A 16,337-nucleotide genomic window follows, 5' to 3' on the forward strand; every position below is an offset into this window, starting at 1 on the left:
AGCGTCAAGCCTACACCAGTCTATGGAATAAGCGCCAAGCGCCCCAGCCGACGGCAGCCACCCAGCTCGGGCCGATGAAAAAAAGCCGCCCCGGAAGGAGCGGCTTCGGATCGCCCGGGCGGAAAGACTACTTGGCCCGCTCTTGCAGCACGGCCACCGCCGGCAGGGTCTTGCCTTCCAGGAACTCCAGGAACGCGCCGCCGCCGGTCGAGATGTAGCCGACCTGCTCGCCGATGCCGTACTTGGCGATCGCGGCCAGCGTGTCGCCGCCGCCCGCGATCGAGAAGCCCTCGGAATCCGCGATCGCCTGCGCCACCACCTTGGTGCCGTTGGCGAACTGGTCGAACTCGAACACGCCGACCGGGCCGTTCCAGACGATGGTGCCGGCCTGCTTGAGAATCTCGGCCAATTGCTGCGCGGTCTGCGGGCCGATGTCCAGGATCATGTCGTCGGCGGCGACTTCATCGGCCGCCTTCACGGTGGCCTCGGCGTCCGCGCCGAACGCCTTGGCGCACACCACGTCCACCGGAATCGGCACATCCGCGCCGCGCTGCTTCATCAGCTCGATCACGGCGCGCGCCTGCTCCACCTGGTCCGGCTCGGCCAGCGACTTGCCGATCGGCAGCCCGGCGGCCAGCATGAAGGTGTTGGCGATGCCGCCGCCCACCACCAACTGGTCGACCTTGTCGGCCAGCGATTGCAGGATCGACAGCTTGGTCGACACCTTGGAGCCGCCGACAATCGCGACCAGCGGACGCTTCGGCTCGTGCAGCGCGCGGCCCAGCGCGTCCAGCTCGGCTTCCAGCAGCGGACCGGCGCAGGCCACCGGCGCGAAGCGCGCGATGCCGTGCGTGGTGGCCTCGGCGCGGTGCGCCGTGCCGAAGGCATCGTTGACGTAGACGTCGCACAGCGCCGCCATCTTGCGCGACAGCGCCTCGTCGTCCTTCTTCTCGCCGACGTTGACGCGGCAGTTTTCCAGCAGCACCACCAGGCCCGGCTCGACCTTGACGCCGTCGACCCAGTTCTGCACCAGCGGCACGGGCATCCCCAGCAGCTCCGACAGGCGCTGGCCGACCTTGGCCAGCGAATCGGCCTCGGTCAGCACGCCCTCTTTCGGGCGGCCCAGGTGCGAGGTGACCATCACCGCGGCGCCAGCGTCGAGCGCCAGGCGGATGCCGGGCACCGAGGCGCGGATGCGGGTGTCTTCGGAAATGCGGCCGGCGTCATCGAACGGCACGTTCAGATCGGCGCGGATGAACACGCGCTTGCCGGACAGGGCGCCGGCCTTGGCCAGCGCGGACAGGGTATTGACCTTGGACATAATGCTTTGCGTCTCCTAGAGTTGGCGAACGAAGGGGACGAACCCGCTTTCCGCCGTGGCGGAAAACCTGTTCGTCCCCTTCGATCCGACAGCGATGCTTACTTGGCCGACATCAGCGCGACGGTGGTGTCGAGCATGCGGTTCGAGAAGCCCCACTCGTTGTCGTACCAGGACGAAACCTTGACCAGGCGGCCCGAGACCTTGGTCAGCGACGCGTCAACGGTGCTGGAGGCCGGGTTGTGGTTGTAGTCCACCGAGACCAGGGGTTCGGTGTTGTAGTCCAGGATGCCCTTGAGCTCGCCTTCCGAGGCGGCCTTCAGGATGCCGTTCACTTCCTCGACGGTGGTGTCGCGCTTGGCCACGAAGGACAGGTCGACGATCGACACGTTGATGGTCGGGACGCGGATGGCGTAGCCGTCCAGCTTGCCGTTCAGTTCCGGCAGCACCAGGCCGACCGCGGCGGCGGCGCCGGTCTTGGTCGGGATCATGCTCATGGTGGCCGAACGGGCGCGGCGCAGGTCTTCGTGGTAGACGTCGGTCAGGACCTGGTCGTTGGTGTAGGCGTGGACGGTCGTCATCAGGCCGTTTTCCAGGCCCAGCTTGTCGTTCAGCGGCTTGACCAGCGGGGCCAGGCAGTTGGTGGTGCACGACGCGTTCGAGATGACGGTGTCGGTCGACTTCAGCACGCCGTGGTTGACGCCGTAGACGACGGTGGCGTCAACGTCCTTGCCGCCCGGGGCCGAGATGATGACCTTCTTGGCGCCGCCCTTGATGTGCGCGCCGGCCTTTTCCTTGGTCGTGAAAAAGCCCGTGCATTCCAGCACCACGTCGACCTTCAGCTCGCCCCACGGCAGTTCGGCCGGGTTGCGGTTGGCCAGCACGCGGATCTTGTCGCCGTTGACGACCATGTACTCGCCGTCGACTTCGACGGTGCCCGGGAACTTGCCGTGGGCGGTGTCGTAGCGGGTCAGGTGGGCGTTGGTCTTGGGATCGCCCAGATCGTTGATGGCGACGATTTCGATATCGTGCTTCTTGCCACCTTCATAGTGGGCACGCAGGATGTTGCGGCCGATGCGACCGTAACCGTTGATGGCGACGCGAATGGTCATGACTAGGCTCCTTTTTTACAGAACTTGCTTGACGGTCTCGGCCACCTTGTCGGCGGTCAGCCCGAAGAACTTGAACAGCGCGCCCGCGGGGGCCGATTCGCCGTAGCGGTCGATGCCGACCACGGCGCCTTCCAGGCCCACGTACTTGTGCCAGAAGGCGGTCACGCCGGCCTCGACGGCCACGCGCGGCAGCCCCTTGGGCAGCACCGATTGCTTCCAGGCGGCGTCCTGCTTGTCGAACACGTCGGTGCTCGGCATGGACACCACGCGCACCGCGATGCCTTCCTTGGCCAGTTGGGCTTGCGCGTCCAGGGCGATGGCGACTTCGGAACCGGTGGCGATGATCACGGCGCGGGCGCCGTCGGCGTCGCGCAGCACGTAGCCGCCGCGGGCGATGGCGTCCACGGTGGCGGCGTCGCGTTGCACGAACGGCAGGTTCTGGCGCGACAGCAGCAGGGCCGTCGGGCCGCCGTCATGCACGTCCATGCCGATGCTGGCCGGGCGCGTCACGGCGGCGTTCCAGGCCACGGCGGTTTCGGCCGTGTCGCAGGGACGCCAGAGCGACAGGTTGGGGATCAGCCGCAGGCTGGCGGCGTGTTCGATGGACTGGTGGGTCGGGCCGTCTTCGCCCAGGCCGATGGAGTCGTGCGTGAACACGTGCACCACGCGCTGCTTCATCAGCGCGGCCATGCGGATGGCGTTGCGCGAGTAGTCGGAGAACGTCAGGAAGGTGCCGCCGAACGGCAGGTAGCCGCCATGCAGCGCCACGCCGTTCATGATGGCGGCCATGCCGAATTCGCGCACGCCGTAGTTGATGTGGCGGCCGAACTGGATGCCCTTGTCGCCGGCGCGCACCGCGCCCACGCCCTTCCAGTCGGTGAAATTGGAGCCGGTCAGGTCGGCCGAGCCGCCCAGCATTTCCGGCAGTGCGGCGGCCAGCGCCGTGATCGCGAACTGCGAGGCCTTGCGGGTGGCGACGGTTTCGGCCTTTTCCAGCGTGGCGTTCAGGAACGCCTTGAATTGGTCGGCGTAGCCGGCGGGCAGCTCGCCCTTCATGCGGCGGGTGAACTCGGCCGCCTCGGCCGGGAATTCGGCGGCGTAGGCGTCGAAGGCCGATTGCCATTCGGCCTGCGCGGCGGCGCCGGTCTTGCGGCCGTCCCAGCCGTCGTAGACGTCCTGCGGGATCTGGAACGGCTCGGCCGACCAGCCCAGCGCGGCGCGGGTGGCGGCGATCTCGTCCTTGCCCAGCGGGGCGCCGTGCACGTTGTGGGTGCCGGCCATGTTGGGCGAACCCTTGCCGATGACGGTGCGGCAGACGATCAGCGTGGGCTTTTCCGATTGCGCGCGGGCGGCCTTGATGGCGGCGTCCACGGCGGCGGCGTCGTGGCCGTCGATGCCGCGGATGACGTTCCAGCCGTAGCCCTCGAAGCGCTTGGCGGTGTCGTCGGCGAACCAGTGCTCGACGTGGCCGTCGATCGAGATGCCGTTGTCGTCATACAGCACCACCAGCTTGGACAGCTTGAGCGTGCCGGCCAGCGAGCACACTTCGTGCGAGATGCCTTCCATCAGGCAGCCGTCGCCGGTGAAGGCATAGGTGTGGTGGTCGACGATGGTGTGGCCGGGCTTGTTGAACTCGGCGGCCAGCAGCGCTTCGGCCAGCGCCATGCCGACGGCATTGCCCAGGCCCTGGCCCAGCGGGCCGGTGGTGGTTTCCACGCCCGGGGTGATGCCCACTTCGGGGTGGCCCGGCGTCTTGGAATGCAGTTGGCGGAAGTTCTTCAGTTCTTCGATCGGCAGGTCGTAGCCGGTCAGGTGCAGCAGCGCGTAGATCAGCATCGAGCCGTGGCCGTTGGACAGCACGAAGCGGTCGCGGTTGGCCCAGGCGGGATCCTTGGGGTTGTGGCGCAGGTTGCCGATCCAGAGGGCCTGGGCGATTTCCGCCATGCCCATGGGAGCGCCCGGGTGCCCGGAGTTCGCTTGTTGCACGGCATCCATCGCGAGGGCGCGGATGGCATCCGCCAAGGCAAGTTTAGGGGCGGTCGGATTGCTCATTCGGAAGGCTCTTTGTGGCTGGCGCGCCCACGCAGGAAATGGGGGCCAGTTGAGTAGGTTGCGAAGCAGACGATTTTAACACCTGGGGATGACCCGGCCGACGCCGGGTAGCGGGGTCCGCCAGATGGACGATGGCCCGCGGCAGAATCGTGATTGCCCCCAGGGGAGGACAGCCATGTCATGGCGTAGTTGCCACAATTGCGGCGGGGCGGTCCGAGATTCATGATGGCCTGGCTTAGCCCTATGTCGGATTCCGTATCATGCTTGCCATGTTGAGCTTCACCATTCCCGCCGCCGGCATCCTGGCCCTGCGCAACGCGCTCGGCGAGGAACGCGCCATCGCGGTGGCGCAGGCGCTGGAACACGCCCGCCTGCAGGGCGAGGCCGACCTGCTCAAGCGCTCGCAGGACGAGGCGCGCGCCGAGCTCCAGGCCTATGCCCTGTCACGCGTCGACTTCGCCCGCGAACGCGCCGAGCTCGAACGCGACATCGCCCGCGAACGCGCCGCACTCGAACGCGAAATCGCCACGCGCGCCGCCCAGGAACAATTCGACAAACTCGTCGAAGTCGTCGCGCAACTGCCCACTCGCGAGGAACTCAAGCGTTTCGCCACCCGCGAAGACCTGGCCGAGGTGCGTCACGACCTCATGCGCCTGGACAAGAAAATGACGGTGGGTTTCCTGACCCTGCTGACGCTGCAACTGGCGTCCAGCGCCCCCAACCTGATCGACTGGGGCATCAAGGTGGTAGGCTACGCGCTCAGGTGACCGGGCCACGGGCCCGCCCCTGAGCCGGGCCGCTTGCCCGGCGCCGCGCCCCGGGTCTGCGCCCGGCCCCACGTTCGCTTTCCGTCCGCCACCGCGTTACCCATGTCCGCTCCCCGCTTCTTCTGCGACGCTCCCCTGTCCCCCGGCGCCCGCATCGCCCTGCCGGAGGCCCTGGCTCACCACGCCATCCGCGTGCTGCGACTGCGCGCGGGGGAACCCATGGTGCTGTTCAACGGCCACGGCGGCGAATACCCGGCGGCGCTGGAAATCGAGGGCAAGGCCGGTTTCGCCCAGTTGGGGGCGTTCGATCCGCGCGAAGCCGAGCTGGCCGGCCGCATCACGCTGGTACAGGGCCTGCCCGCCGGCGACAAGATGGACTGGGTGGTGGAAAAAGCCGTGGAGCTGGGCGCCGCCCGGGTCTGCCCCATCGCCGCGCAGCGTAGCGTGCTGCAGTTGTCCGGGCCGCGGCTGGAAAAAAGGGTGGCGCACTGGCAGCGCATCGCCCGATCGGCGGCCGAGCAATGCGGCCGCAACCGGCTGATGGCGGTCGACGCCCCCGTGACGCTGGCCGACTGGCTGGCCCTGCCGGCCGACGGCCTGCGCCTGCTGTGTCATCCGGACGCCGACGCCGACCTGGCCGGCCGGCTCGACGCGACGCCGGGCCTGCAATCGTTGACGCTGCTGGTCGGCCCCGAAGGGGGCTGGTCGGAAAAGGAACTGGCGCAGGCGCGCGAAGCGGGGGTCCAGGCCGTCAGGTTCGGCCCGCGCGTGCTGCGCACGGAAACGGCGGGATTGGCCTTGATTTCAGCGGCCGGCGCCTTGCTCGGCTGGTGATCGGCGTCCCGCCCCGGGACATGACAGGCCATTGCCCCACCGGCCGGCGGCGCGAGCACCCCAGCCCGGGTCTTCAGTCGTTGTCGCCGTAGGGCGCGGCGGCCACGCCCGGTTCCGGATCGGGGTGCTTGCCGGCGTGCTCCACCACATACGCAAACGTGCGGCCATTCTCGTGGGCGAATTCGGCGGCGTCGGCGCAGACCGACTCGATGCGGGCGGCGTCCTCTTCCAGCGCCGGGTCCCCCGAATGCAGCTTGTACAGCCACAGCACCACGCCGGTCTTGTGATCCAGCACGGTATCGCACAGACAGTCGTACAACGCGTCGAGGTTGCCGCCGAAATACTCGGGGAAGTCCACTGCCTTGACGATGGCGCGCAGCACCGCGGAGCGGCTGCGCGCCGGGTCGCAATTGGCCACAAACAGTGCCAGGCCGAGCTCATGCGCGGCGTCGACCACGGCCTTTTTGTCCAGCCCGTCATGGGCCAGCGCTCCACCTCGCTTCAACTGCTTGTGCAGGGTAGATTGGGCATTGCGCGTCATGCCTGTGCCTCCTTGAAAAAGGCGATCACTTCATCGTTACGCTGCATCGTATCGGCATAACCCAGTTCAATCAATCGCTTGGTGTAGCTGGACTCGAACAACAGGTAGGACATCAGCGCGCCGCCCCCGGGGCGGCCTGGATCGGACGATACACCGAGTACGCGAAAAAGGGCACGGGCCTGCGCCGGCATGTCGCCCAGGTGTTCCAGCGCCAGGGAGTCCAGGGAACGGCTGGGGGTGATCGTCAGCACCTCGATACGGCGCACGGTGACCTCGTCGCCCTCTGGCGGCGCGGCGTGGTCGACCAGGTAGTTCATCCGCTCCAGGCGCTCGACGTCCATTGACAGGCCGTCCAGGAAGATGCTGGACAGGGCATGGCCGCCCACCTGGGCCAGCGAGGGGTACGGCGGCGCCGCCTCCCGGTGCTCGGGGTGGGTGTCGTCGCGGAACCCGGTGCCGATCACCAGCACCCGGTGCGCGCCCAGGTGGATGGCCGGGCTGATCGGCGCCAACTGCCGCATGGAGCCATCGCCGCACCACTCGCCCTTGCCGTGCACCGTGATCTGCCGGGCCGGAAAAACGAAGGGAATGGCGGACGAAGCCATCAGGTGGTCGACCGTGATCGGCGTGGGAATGGCCAGCCGCAGGTAGCGGTGCCAGGGCTCGATGGGCGCGTGCGCCTGATAGAACGTCAGGTGCTCGCCACTGGTGTAGCCGGAGGCCGTGATCGCCAGCGCCGACAGCGCACCGCTCTCCAGATTCGCCTGCAGGTGACCAAAATCCAGCACCCGGCCCAGCAGCTCCTGCATCGGGCTGTTGTCCAGCAGCGACTGCGGCCGCTTGCGCGTCAGGCCGGAATACATCCATCCCAGCGACAGCAGGCCCAGCCAGCGCACGCCGGTGCGGATCAAACCCGGCGCGTCGGCCCGGTAGATCATGTCGGTATTGAGCGACGACCACAGGCGGCGGATGCGGCGCACCCCCAGGTGCGGCCGCTCGGCCCGGCATGCCAGCGCGGCGGCATTGATGGCGCCGGCGGACGTGCCGCAGATGATGTCGAAGGGATTCTTGAAACGCGAATGCCAGTCGGGGTCCAGCAGCTCCATGATGGCGCTGAGCACGCCAACCTGGTAGGCGGCGCGGGCGCCGCCCCCGGTCAGGACCAGGCCGGTCGGCGTGCGCGGGCACGCCGGACCGCCATTGGTGACTTCAACGCGGGGTATTGGCATCGACCACCGTCATCGCGGTCATATTGACGATGCGGCGCACGGTCGAGCTGGAGGTCAGGATGTGCACCGGCGCATTGGCGCCCAGCAGGAACGGGCCCACCGCCACGTTGCCGCCGGCCGCCGTCTTGAGCAGGTTGTAGGCGATGTTGCCGGCGTCCACGTTCGGGCACACCAGCAGGTTGGCCTCGCCCTTGAGCGTGGAGGACGGCAGGATCCGCAGGCGCAGCGCCTCGTCCAGCGCGCAGTCGCCGTGCATCTCGCCGTCGATCTCCAGCTCCGGCTCGGCTTGGCGCACCAGTTCCAGCGCGCGCCGCATCTTGGCGCCCGAGGCCGAGCTGCCCGAACCGAAGTTCGAGCGCGACAGCAGCGCCACCTTGGGCGCCAGGAACATGCGCTGCATTTCCTTGGCCGCGGCGATGGTGAATTCGGCGATCTGCTCGGCGGTGGGTTCGTCGTTGACGTGCGTATCCACCAGCACCACCGTGCGCTCGTTGAGCAGCAGGATGTTCATGGCGGCGTAGACGTTGCGGCCCGGCCGGCGGCCGATCACTTCGTCGATGAAGCGCAGGTGATCATGGTACGCGCCGACCGAACCGCAGACCATGCCGTCGGCATCGCCCAGGTGCACCATCATCGCGCCGATCAAGGTCATGCGGCGGCGCATTTCCACGCGCGCCATTTCCTTGGTGATGCCACGTCGGCACATGCGTTCCCAGTACGTGGTCCAGTACTGGTGGAAGCGCTCGTCGTATTCGGGGTTGGTGACCTCGACGTCCTCGCCCAGGCGCAGCCGCAGGCCGAGCTTCTCGATGCGGGTCAGCAGCACCGACGGACGGCCCACCAGGATGGGACGGGCCAGGCCTTCGTCCACCACCACCTGCACCGCGCGCAGCACGCGCTCGTCTTCGCCCTCGGCGAACACGATGCGGGCCGGACCGCCTTCGCGCACGATGCGCTTGGCCGCCGAGAACAGCGGCTTCATGAAGGCGCCGGAGTGGTACACGAACTGCTGCAACTGCTCTTCGTAGGCTTCCAGGTCGGCCAGCGGACGCGTGGCCACGCCGCCTTCCATGGCGGCCTTGGCCACCGCCGGCGCGATGCGCACGATCAGGCGCGGATCGAACGGCTTGGGAATCAGGTACTCGGGGCCGAACGAGATGTCGAAGGTGCCATAGGCGGCCGCCACCACTTCGTTCTGCTCTTCCTCGGCCAGCTCGGCGATGGCATAGACCGCCGCCTTTTCCATCTCGCGCGTGATGGTGGTGGCGCCCACGTCCAGCGCGCCGCGGAAGATGTACGGGAAGCACAGCACGTTGTTGACCTGGTTCGGGTAGTCCGAACGGCCCGTTGCCATCACCACGTCGTCGCGCACGGAATGGGCGAGTTCGGGCAGGATTTCCGGCGTGGGATTGGCCAGCGCCAGGATCAGCGGACGCGGCCCCATCTTGGCGACCATCTCGGGCTTGAGCACGCCGCCGGCCGACAGGCCCAGGAACACGTCCGCGCCCTCGATCACCTCGGCCAGCTTGCGGGCGTCGGTCTTCTGCGCGAAACGCGCCTTGTCCGGATCCATCAGGGTGGTGCGGCCTTCGTAGACCACGCCCTCGATGTCGGTGACCCAGATGTTCTCCAGCGGCAGGCCCAGGTCCACCATCAGGTCCAGGCAGGCCAGCGCGGCCGCGCCGGCGCCGGACGTGACCACCTTGACCTTGTCGATCTGCTTGCCCACCACCTTCAGGCCATTGATGAAGGCCGCCGACACGCAGATCGCGGTGCCGTGCTGGTCGTCGTGGAAGACGGGGATCTTCATGCGTTCGCGCAGCTTGCGCTCGACGGTGAAGCATTCCGGCGCCTTGATGTCTTCCAGGTTGATGCCGCCGAAGGTGGCTTCCAGGCCGGCGATGATCTCGACCAGCTTGTCCGGATCGGTTTCGTTGATCTCGATGTCGAACACGTCCAGACCGGCGAACTTCTTGAACAGCACCGCCTTGCCTTCCATCACCGGCTTGGAGGCCAGCGCGCCGATGTTGCCCAGGCCCAGCACGGCGGTGCCGTTGGTGATCACGCCGACCAGGTTGCCGCGCGCGGTGTAGCGGAACACGTTGGCCGGGTCCGCCACGATTTCCTCACAGGCCGCCGCCACGCCGGGCGAGTACGCCAGGGCCAGGTCGCGTTGGTTGGTGAGCTGCTTGGTCGGGGTGACCGAGATTTTGCCGGGACGGCCGTGCTCGTGGTATTCAAGGGCGGCTTTGCGGAGGTTGGCATCCATAGGGGCGGCTACTGGCTGGAGTGAGGAACACGAAAGGGGGCAATTCTATTCCGATGGCGGACCGCGCGAAACGTTCCCTGCGCGGCCCCCCGGGACGCGCATCCCCGGCCAGGCCGCGGGCGCCGCCCATCTTACCCCCGCCTTACAAACTGTCGCTATTCGGCGACGGGGCGAATGCGGGAAAACGCCCATACGGGTCGAACAGCGCCTTGATGCGCGCCTGCAGGGCGGCAGCCTGCCGCGGCGCAGCAGTTGTCGGGCCGACATCGCGCGGCGCCGGTCCGTCTGCCCGAGACGCGCCAGCGGCCCCGACATCGGCGACGGGCGGACTGTCCGCCAGCGTCACCCCCTGCACCCATCCCAGGGTGCCGCCCTGCCCCAGCATGAGATGCGCCAGGTTGACCGTCGCCGGCGCCCGCGGCGCCAGGGCGTCGAGCCGGTAGCGCGCCAGCCACGCGTCCCCGTCGCGGCAGGCGGCGGCCAGATCCCCGTTCACCAGTTGGAACAGCGCCGGCACCAGCCGCTGCACCGTCGCCGACCGCAACGGTTGCAGGTCGTCGGCGCCGAAGGGTCCCAGGGTTTCCTCGACGCCGTCCGCCAGCAGCAGGTCCACGGCCAGCACGCCCGACGCCGCGCAGCCCCCCGCCGGCCATGCGGCCGGAGCGGCCAGCCATTGAGCCAGCGTCATCGCTTGCGGCAGGCCCGCGAACTGCCGCAGCCCGGCCCGCGCCAGCGCCGCCAGCGGCACGCCAGGCTGGGCGCGCCAGCGCGGCGCGGGTCCGGCCAGGCGCGCCAGTCCCGCCAGGCGGCCGGGATCGACCGCCAGCAGCGGGCCGTCGACCGGCGCGAACGGCCCGTCGGCATCGTCCAGCGCCAACACCACCCCGTATTCGGCGCATAGCGCGCGCGCATGCGCCACATCGCCCTCTCGCAGCGGCGTCAGCACCGCCCGCGCCTGTCCGTCCGCCGTCGCGCCCAGGTCGCGCACCGTCCCCTGGCACAACAGCCCCAGCCGTTGCAGGAAGGTGGCCCAGGGGGTCTGGACCGGCCGTCGGCCAAGGAGGAAAGCGCGCCGCGATGGCTGCATGACTACAATTCCTTTTTCCGCTTCAAGTAGCCTTCGAGATTCCGATGCCCCGCCTTGCCGCCCGTACCAACGATTTCCTGACCTTCCAGGTGGTTGAACTGTTCAAGCAGGCGCAAGCGCTGCAGGCGGCGGGCAAGGACATCATCAGCCTGGGCATCGGCGAACCGGACTTTACCGCGCCGCCCCAGGTCGTGGAAGCGCTGCAGCGCGCGGCCCAGGCCGGCCAGAGCGGCTACAGCGCGCCCGCCGGCCTGATGCCGCTGCGCGAGGCCATCGCCCGGTTCTACCACGAACAGTTCGGCGCCGTGATCGATCCGCGCCGCGTCATCGTCACGGCCGGGGCCTCGGGCGCCCTGACCCTGGCCTGCGCCGCCCTGGTCAACCCGGGCGCGCAAGTGCTGATGCCGGACCCCTCGTATCCCGCCAACAGCAACTTCGTGCTCGCCGCCGGCGGCCAGCCGCGCCTGATCCCCAGTTCCGCGGAAAAGCGCTTCCAGCTTTCCGCGCAGGACGTGGCCCGGCACTGGACCGAGGCCACCCAGGGCGTACTGGTGGCGTCGCCCAGCAACCCCACCGGCACCTCCATCGACCACGACGAACTGTCCAGGCTGCTGGCCGAGGTGCGCGCCCGCCACGGCTTCGCCATCGTCGACGAAATCTACCTGGGCCTGTCCTACGAAGGCCGGCCGCGCTCCGCGCTCACGCTGGACGACGACATCATCGTCATCAACAGCTTCTCGAAGTACTTCCACATGACCGGCTGGCGCCTGGGCTGGATGATCGTGCCCGAGGCCATGGTGGCCCCCGTCGAGAAGATCGCCGGCAGCCTGGCCATCTGCGCGCCGACCCTGGCGCAGCACGCCGCCCTGGCCTGCTTCACGCCCGACGCCCTGCGCACCTTCGAACACCGCCGCGAAGCCTTCAGGCAGCGCCGCGACTACCTGCTGCCCGAGTTCGAACGCCTGGGCCTGAAGGTGCCGGTCAAGCCGGATGGCGCGTTCTACATCTACGCCGACATCAGCGACCTGGCGAGCGACAGCGCCGCCTTCTCGCAACGCCTGCTGCTGGAAGCGGGCATCGCGGCCGTTCCCGGACTGGACTTCGGCCCTGCCCACGGCCACCACACCATGCGCTTTTCCTACGCCACGGGCCTGGACCGGCTGGAAGAAGCGGTGGCCCGCCTGGGCAGGCTGCTGGGCCGCTGAGGCGCGCCCCCACCGCCCTGGCGCGGCCACGCAAAGGGGTCCAGCCACGGACTGCCGGGCTGGCGCCCGGGCCACCCGCCGGCGCCACGCATTCCCGCGCTAGGCGCCGCTGTGAAGCCACAACCATGGCCGGACATTCCCGGCCGCCGAAATCGCCCGGACACAATAGCCGAGCCTATGGTGAAGCGCCATTTGCCGAGCCCGCGCACCTATATTCCCTGGAGTCTTTTCCGCTCCCCGACCAAGGTCGGGGGCGGGCGGCCGCGCGGCCGGATCGCGCCTATCCAGGAGTCAATTCATGATCAAGCGGATCGCGGCAAGGGTCCGCCGCCCGGGGCGTGGCGCGCTGGCGGTGGCGGGATGGCTCACCGCCTGTCTGCTTCCTCTGGCGGCCCACGCGCTGGGCCCGGGATGCCAACTCGACCCGACGCGGGCCGGCAACTACACACAGGACATGGGGGCGCAAGCGGCGCCCGGGCAATTCGCGCCACCGCTCCTGACGCTGGACAAATCCAATCCGCCAGGCACGGTCGTCTACGATGCCCCCTTGCCGCCGGTGCCTTGGGTGTGTGTCAGCAACAGCGCGAGCATGGCGCCTTTCCTGGTGTCCGGGGGCAACATGGCCTCGGTACTGAACGAGCTGCGCAGGGTCGGCCTGAAACTCGTCATCCAGATCAATGGTTACCCGGCCTGGGAACCTACGGGCAGCACCACCGATGACCGATTCCGCTTGAGCGCCGAGCATTACGCCCCCAAGTCCGCGACCGACCCCACGCTCACGGCGACAGGGGTGCTGCTCGGCAAGCTGCAACTGGTCACCGTAACGCCTCCGACCAGACCTGTCAGGGCCTTCTTCCCCGCGTACAACGACCTGGTCAGAATGCATTACGCATTCATCAATACAAATCACATCGCGATCGGCTCCAGCAACGCAACGGCCGTAAGCCTGATTCCGACCTGCATCGCGAAAATCTCGACGCCCGCTTCGGTCTACCTGGGCAGGGCATACAGCCTGGGCAATCTGCCGCTGCCGCCGCCGACGCCATTCACCATCGTCGCGGATTTCAACGAAGCCTGCGATGGCGGCTTCCAGATCGCCGACCTGGGCAGCATAGTGGTTCCTCTGCAGATCAAGTTCCAGCCCGAAGGCAGCCCGGTGCTGACGTCCAGCGACCGGAACATCGAGTTGAAAAACACCGATGGCACGCCGAACGGCCTTGCGTTGCGGGTCAACGAAAACGGCGCCATTCCGATCGCCTTCAATCAATGGCGCCCGGTGGCCGAGTCACTGACCACCACGCTGCGTCCCAGGAGCCTGAATTACTCGGCGGAACTGGTGAAGACCGGCACGGCGGTGGTGCCGGGGGCGTTCAACCAGCAAGTCACGATACTCGTGACCTTCCGCTGATCCCCGGTTCCGCCCCGGGGATCAGCGGGCTCAATCGCGGGCCAGCGCGATACCCGAGGCCAGCGCCAGGCGCCGGCGCTCGGCCTGCACTTTGGCGCCGTAACCATTGTCGTCCGGCCCGGTCGAGCCGACATAGCAGGCCAGGCCGCCATCGACCGAGCCGCGCCGGTTGATGCAGTCCTTCAGGATGGTGGCGCCCACGGCGATGTTGGCGCCCGGGTCCAGCGGATTCTTGCCAACGGCATCGAACTTGTCCTGGTGCACGCTGGTCATCACCTGCATCAGCCCCTGCGCGCCGACGTGGCTCTCGGCCAGCGGGTTGTAGCGCGATTCGATGGCAATGACGGCCAGCAGCAGCAACGGATCCAACTGTTTCTCGCGGCCCACCTTGTACACCGTGTTCAAGAGCGGACCGGTCGCGTCATAGGCGACCTTGTATTTGCGCGAAATGTAATTGCGCAAGGCTTCGGCCTGCGGCCCGGTGGCGACCATGGCAGGCTTCTTGGGCGTCGCGGGCGCGGCGCGGGCAGGCCCCAACATGCCGGTCGCATTGCTGGACGGCGCGGTGGGTACGGCCATGGCAATCGCCGACGAGGAATCGGCGCCGAATTCGGACCCGGCTTCGGATTCGACGCCGGTCTGCATGGATGAAGGCGCGAGGGCGGTCAACAAGGCTTTGTGCACTTGCAATGCCTGGTCGCGCAAACCAGGCAGGGCGAATCCCATGCTTACCGTCACGATCACCGCGATGCCCAGGTATACGGAGCAGATGCGCAGCGATTCGGCAAGATATTGGTGCACTCCTTGGGCCATGTTCCTGAACAGGCTGGCCACTGACGCATCGGGCATGAAAACCTCCTGCGTTAAAAAAGAGGGAGTCAATGTTAACCTCTCTTCCTCCCCAAGATGTAACCAAATAGCCGGGATCTGTAGTGAAATACCGCGACCTTAGAGACTTCCTCGCTCAACTCGAACGCATGGGCGAGCTCAAACGCATCGCCGCGCCGGTCTCGACGCGCCTGGAAATGACCGAGATTTCCGACCGCGTGCTGCGCGCCGAGGGCCCCGCCCTGCTGTTCGAGAAAGCGCAGCACGACGGCAAGCCGGCCGGGATGCCGGTGCTGGCCAACCTGTTCGGCACGCCCTCGCGGGTGGCGCGCGGCATGGGCGCCGACGACGTCAGCGCGCTGCGCGACATCGGCGAACTGCTGGCCTCGCTGCGCGAGCCCGAAGCGCCCAAGGGCCTGCGCGACGCGCTGGCCAAGGTGTCGATGCTGAAGTCGGCGCTGTGGGACATGAGCCCCAAGAACGTCAAGAGCCCGGCCTGCCAGGAGATCGTCTGGGAAGGCAAGGACGTGGACCTGACGCGCCTGCCGATCCAGACCTGCTGGCCGGGCGACGTGGCGCCGCTGTTGACCTGGGGCCTGGTGATCACGCGCGGCCCCAACGCCCGCCGCCAGAACCTGGGTATCTACCGCCAGCAGTTGCTGGGCCCGAACAAGCTCATCATGCGCTGGCTCTCGCACCGCGGCGGCGCGCTCGATTTCCGCGACCACGCGTTGGCGCATCCTGGCACGCCCTTCCCCATCGCCGTGGCGCTGGGCGCCGACCCGGCCACCACGCTGGGCGCGGTCACGCCGGTGCCGGACAGCCTGTCCGAATACCAGTTCGCCGGCCTGCTGCGCGGCTCGCGCACCGAGGTGGCGCAGGCGCTGGGCAGCAACCTGTCGGTGCCAGCCTGGGCCGAGATCGTGCTGGAAGGCCACCTGCTGCCGTCATCCGACCCGCGCGCGATAGCGCCGGCGGTGCCCGACGGCGTCAACCCGCCGCCCAACAGCGACTACGAGATGGCGCTGGAAGGCCCCTACGGCGACCACACCGGTTACTACAACGAGCAGGACTGGTTCCCGGTGTTCACGGTCGAGCGCATCACCATGCGCCGCAATCCCATCTATCACTCCACCTACACCGGCAAGCCGCCCGATGAACCCGCGGTGCTGGGCGTGGCGCTCAACGAGGTGTTCGTGCCGCTGCTGCGGCGCCAACTGCCCGAGATCGTCGACTTCTACCTGCCGCCCGAGGGCTGCAGCTACCGCCTGGCGGTGGTGTCGATCCGCAAGCAGTACGCGGGCCACGCCAAGCGCGTCATGTTCGGGCTGTGGAGCATCCTGCGCCAGTTCATGTACACCAAGTTCATCGTGGTGGTCGACGAGGACATCAATCCGCGCGACTGGAAGGAAGTGGTGTGGGCCATGACCACCCGCATGGATCCGGTGCGCGACACGCTGCTGGTCGAGAACACGCCCATCGACTACCTGGACTTCGCCTCGCCGGTGTCCGGCCTGGGCGGCAAGATGGGCCTGGACGCCACCAACAAATGGCCGGGCGAAACCCAGCGCGAATGGGGCACGCCCATCACCATGGATGCCGACGTCAAGAAGCGGGTGGATGACATCTGGGGGCAATTGGGACTGTAGCCCGCGGTGGCGCGGCAAGCCGCCCGGCCCATGAAAAA

13 protein-coding genes are annotated in these 16,337 nt (G+C 68.0%); 5 read left to right on the forward strand and 8 right to left on the reverse strand.

From position 1 onward, the window contains the following. Positions 1 to 127 precede the first annotated feature (127 nt). From AAID08_RS22550 to tkt, 3 genes are all read right to left on the reverse strand, one after another. Positions 128 to 1,321, reverse strand: a complete 1,194-nt coding sequence (locus AAID08_RS22550) for a phosphoglycerate kinase (protein WP_054501006.1) — start codon at positions 1,319 to 1,321, stop codon at positions 128 to 130. 98 nt (positions 1,322 to 1,419) lie between these two features. Next, on the reverse strand, positions 1,420 to 2,430 hold the full coding sequence (gene gap / locus AAID08_RS22555; protein WP_020926693.1) for a type I glyceraldehyde-3-phosphate dehydrogenase: 1,011 nt from the start codon (positions 2,428 to 2,430) through the stop codon (positions 1,420 to 1,422). A 15-nt stretch (positions 2,431 to 2,445) separates the two neighbouring features. Next, entirely contained in the window at positions 2,446 to 4,482 is a 2,037-nt protein-coding gene (tkt, locus tag AAID08_RS22560; protein WP_054501005.1) for a transketolase, read from the reverse strand. Between the two features lie 260 nt (positions 4,483 to 4,742). Between tkt and AAID08_RS22565 the strand changes: the two genes are divergently transcribed. Continuing rightward, positions 4,743 to 5,249 carry a hypothetical protein gene (locus tag AAID08_RS22565; RefSeq protein ID WP_054501004.1) on the forward strand — a complete coding sequence of 169 codons (507 nt, stop codon included), beginning with the start codon at positions 4,743 to 4,745 and terminating at the stop codon, positions 5,247 to 5,249. A 102-nt stretch (positions 5,250 to 5,351) separates the two neighbouring features. Further along, positions 5,352 to 6,083 carry a 16S rRNA (uracil(1498)-N(3))-methyltransferase gene (locus tag AAID08_RS22570; RefSeq protein ID WP_395756908.1) on the forward strand — a complete coding sequence of 244 codons (732 nt, stop codon included), beginning with the start codon at positions 5,352 to 5,354 and terminating at the stop codon, positions 6,081 to 6,083. Between the two features lie 73 nt (positions 6,084 to 6,156). On the opposite strand, the gene AAID08_RS22575 is transcribed toward AAID08_RS22570, so the two are convergent. The 4 genes from AAID08_RS22575 to AAID08_RS22590 all read right to left on the reverse strand — a co-directional run bounded on the left by AAID08_RS22575 (position 6,157) and on the right by AAID08_RS22590 (position 11,209). Further along, positions 6,157 to 6,624, reverse strand: coding sequence for a barstar family protein (locus AAID08_RS22575; RefSeq protein WP_026385200.1), 468 nt, complete (start codon positions 6,622 to 6,624; stop codon positions 6,157 to 6,159). Continuing rightward, complete coding sequence (locus AAID08_RS22580) at positions 6,621 to 7,853, reverse strand: patatin-like phospholipase family protein (RefSeq protein ID WP_081273653.1); 1,233 nt, start codon at positions 7,851 to 7,853, stop codon at positions 6,621 to 6,623. The genes AAID08_RS22575 and AAID08_RS22580 overlap by 4 nt, the downstream gene beginning before the upstream one ends. After that, positions 7,834 to 10,122, reverse strand: a complete 2,289-nt coding sequence (locus AAID08_RS22585) for an NADP-dependent malic enzyme (protein WP_064528227.1) — start codon at positions 10,120 to 10,122, stop codon at positions 7,834 to 7,836. The genes AAID08_RS22580 and AAID08_RS22585 overlap by 20 nt, the downstream gene beginning before the upstream one ends. A gap of 142 nt (positions 10,123 to 10,264) precedes the next feature. After that, positions 10,265 to 11,209, reverse strand: coding sequence for an FAD-binding protein (locus AAID08_RS22590; protein WP_144655343.1), 945 nt, complete (start codon positions 11,207 to 11,209; stop codon positions 10,265 to 10,267). A gap of 44 nt (positions 11,210 to 11,253) precedes the next feature. Between AAID08_RS22590 and AAID08_RS22595 the strand changes: the two genes are divergently transcribed. Next, a complete protein-coding gene (locus AAID08_RS22595; protein WP_054501001.1) occupies positions 11,254 to 12,414 on the forward strand; it encodes a pyridoxal phosphate-dependent aminotransferase in 1,161 nt (386 codons plus the stop codon). 298 nt (positions 12,415 to 12,712) lie between these two features. After that, positions 12,713 to 13,822: a hypothetical protein gene (locus AAID08_RS22600; RefSeq protein ID WP_064528221.1), complete on the forward strand. Its 1,110-nt coding sequence runs from the start codon at positions 12,713 to 12,715 to the stop codon at positions 13,820 to 13,822. 30 nt (positions 13,823 to 13,852) lie between these two features. On the opposite strand, the gene AAID08_RS22605 is transcribed toward AAID08_RS22600, so the two are convergent. Continuing rightward, positions 13,853 to 14,671: a lytic transglycosylase domain-containing protein gene (locus AAID08_RS22605; RefSeq protein WP_054500999.1), complete on the reverse strand. Its 819-nt coding sequence runs from the start codon at positions 14,669 to 14,671 to the stop codon at positions 13,853 to 13,855. A gap of 83 nt (positions 14,672 to 14,754) precedes the next feature. Here AAID08_RS22605 and AAID08_RS22610 point away from each other — a divergent pair, with 83 nt between their 5' ends. Then, complete coding sequence (locus AAID08_RS22610; protein WP_064528219.1) at positions 14,755 to 16,299, forward strand: UbiD family decarboxylase; 1,545 nt, start codon at positions 14,755 to 14,757, stop codon at positions 16,297 to 16,299. The last annotated feature ends 38 nt before the right edge of the window (positions 16,300 to 16,337 follow it).

Origin of the sequence: Achromobacter sp. EB05, assembly GCF_044232075.1 — a bacterium.
In the GTDB taxonomy this organism is placed as follows: domain Bacteria; phylum Pseudomonadota; class Gammaproteobacteria; order Burkholderiales; family Burkholderiaceae_B; genus Achromobacter; species Achromobacter dolens.